This is a genomic window from Shewanella sp. SG44-6 (assembly GCF_014164185.1).
Taxonomy (GTDB): Bacteria; Pseudomonadota; Gammaproteobacteria; order Enterobacterales; family Shewanellaceae; genus Shewanella; species Shewanella vesiculosa.
Window position 1 is genome coordinate 1 of record NZ_JACJER010000254.1, and the last position, 1,905, is coordinate 1,905.

Genomic DNA, 1,905 nt, shown 5'->3' on the forward strand with positions numbered 1-1,905 from the left:
TCGGGTAAACCCCAATGTAATTTAAGTGTTTGACCTAACCACAAAGGACAGGTTTCTCCCGCAGCATTATCACAAACAGTGATCACTAAGTCAGGAGTGAAATCCGCCATCATATCCCAGCTTTTGCTGCAGAGCCCTTCAGTAACATAGCCTCTGTGTGCTAGTTGCAATAGAGTTTGAGGATGAACGACCCCGGCAGGTTCACTACCGGCACTCGCAAATTGCCATTGAGCAATAGTAGTGAAAGCTTGCTTACCGACGAGATCTCGACCTATAGCTTCAGCTAGGATGCTGCGACAGGCATTATGGGTACATAGAAAGAGCACTTTTATAGCTGGTGCCATATCAACCTCTAGCAATTTAACATATGAAATTTCATATATTTTAGATTAAAGTTTTTATTTATTTGTTACGAACAATCTTTAACAACAGGCTCTAGTGCGCTCGGGGCGACCACCCATCTTGCACAGATTACGCATATTTTCTTCAAGGAATACCGGATTTTGGCTGGTAACCTCACTCAACACTGACTTTCCCCATTCGGGTAAATCATTACTGATACTATAGAAAATCCATTGCCCCTGGCGGCGATCGACTAATAATCCGCACTTACGTAATTGGGCTAAATGCCGCGAAATCTTGGGCTGAATTTCCTGCAAGGCTTCGGTCAATTCACAAACACAAAGCTCACCCTCGTGCTGGATCAACATCAAACAGCGCAAGCGAGTTTCATCGGCTAAACATTTAAAAAATTGCGTAGGATTAATCATTGATGTCCTTCGACTGTACTAATACAAACATTTTAATCCTTTCGTTCAACTCTCTAAAGGTTTGTTCAAATCCACGGATGCCCGATTCGATTTTGGGATCGGGATAATCCCAAGCAATAATCTTATCTGCCAAGGGGAAACTCTGACACTCTTGCGTTGATTTTTCACAGAGACTGATCACAAAGTGAAAGGATTGCCCACTAAACTCACTGACAGACTTCGAACGTAACTCACTCGTATTCAAATTATTTTTCTGCAAAAGCGCAAGAGTTCGCTCATCGATGGGCTCAGGCTGCGTCCCCGCACTAAACACATCAAACTGCTCTTGGGCTTGGTGTCTTAATAAGGCCTCAGCGAGTTGTGAACGCGCAGAATTACCAACACAGAGAAAAAGTACACGTTTTTTCATGGGAATGATTTCTTAGTTTTTGACACGCACACTATATACGATTTTTCACATATGTAAATATCTACATTAAAGAAATTATTCGTGACACAACGGCTCATTGCTCACTACAACATTGATCCTGTAAAAAATGCACTAGCCCCTGTAATAATTCATAGTCAGGCACGCAGTACAGCACCCTTCCCTCACGCCGTTGGGAAATCACTCCCGCTGACACAAGGGCACTAATATGGTGTGAGAGAGTTGAACCAGGGATCTGTAACTCGTCTTGTAACTGACCCACCGCAACGCCAGCATATCCGCCCTTGACCAGTAATCGAAATAGGGCGAGACGCGTTGGATGGCCCAGTTCTTTTAATACTTTAGCAGCATTCTCTATATTCATATCGGCCTCATTTCGTTAAGTAATTCGATAATACCAGAAATATCCTTACCCTAGCGACCTCAAAATCGACCACTCATAAACAATCAAAAGCAGGGTGTCATGTGTTTAAGCATCAATAGGTATACCAAATATTTCCATTATTCCAGAAATAATATATTGAAAATACTTCGCCCAAACACTATTATTCTAGAATATTCGAAACTTTAAGTTGAAGAGGTAAAAAAATGAATCCTGAAACGATTCTTATGATGAAAGAAACGGCAAGCATGTTCGCTTTTCTTGCCGTTGAGCTTACCCTACTATTTCTTGTCATAAGCTACCTAGTAGGTATTTTACAAGAATTT

The 1,905-nt window shown here is 41.7% G+C and carries 4 protein-coding genes and 1 pseudogene; 1 reads left to right on the forward strand and 4 read right to left on the reverse strand.

The features are described 5' to 3' along the window. The 4 genes from H5185_RS21885 to H5185_RS21900 all read right to left on the reverse strand — a co-directional run. Positions 1–344 (reverse strand): arsenate reductase ArsC (locus H5185_RS21885; RefSeq protein WP_182743244.1); only part of this gene is annotated, 344 nt, incomplete at its 3' end. A 78-nt stretch (positions 345–422) separates the two neighbouring features. Continuing rightward, positions 423–770 carry a metalloregulator ArsR/SmtB family transcription factor gene (locus H5185_RS21890; RefSeq protein WP_182743246.1) on the reverse strand — a complete coding sequence of 116 codons (348 nt, stop codon included), beginning with the start codon at positions 768–770 and terminating at the stop codon, positions 423–425. Continuing rightward, positions 763–1,179, reverse strand: a complete 417-nt coding sequence (locus H5185_RS21895; protein WP_182743248.1) for an arsenate reductase ArsC — start codon at positions 1,177–1,179, stop codon at positions 763–765. The genes H5185_RS21890 and H5185_RS21895 overlap by 8 nt, the downstream gene beginning before the upstream one ends. Before the next feature lie 94 nt (positions 1,180–1,273). Continuing rightward, positions 1,274–1,561 carry a helix-turn-helix transcriptional regulator gene (locus H5185_RS21900; protein ID WP_182743250.1) on the reverse strand — a complete coding sequence of 96 codons (288 nt, stop codon included), beginning with the start codon at positions 1,559–1,561 and terminating at the stop codon, positions 1,274–1,276. Positions 1,562–1,785: 224 nt separating this feature from the next. Here H5185_RS21900 and H5185_RS23160 point away from each other — a divergent pair. Continuing rightward, positions 1,786–1,905 (forward strand): annotated as a pseudogene (locus H5185_RS23160) (permease); the annotation flags it as partial.

Excerpts from the sequence above, each read along its gene's own strand:
- H5185_RS21890 (WP_182743246.1), bottom strand. The coding sequence starts at position 770 with ATGATTAATCCTACGCAATTTTTTAAATGTTTAGCCGATGAAACTCGC.
- H5185_RS21895 (WP_182743248.1), bottom strand. The coding sequence starts at position 1,179 with ATGAAAAAACGTGTACTTTTTCTCTGTGTTGGTAATTCTGCGCGTTCA.
- H5185_RS21900 (WP_182743250.1), bottom strand. The coding sequence starts at position 1,561 with ATGAATATAGAGAATGCTGCTAAAGTATTAAAAGAACTGGGCCATCCA.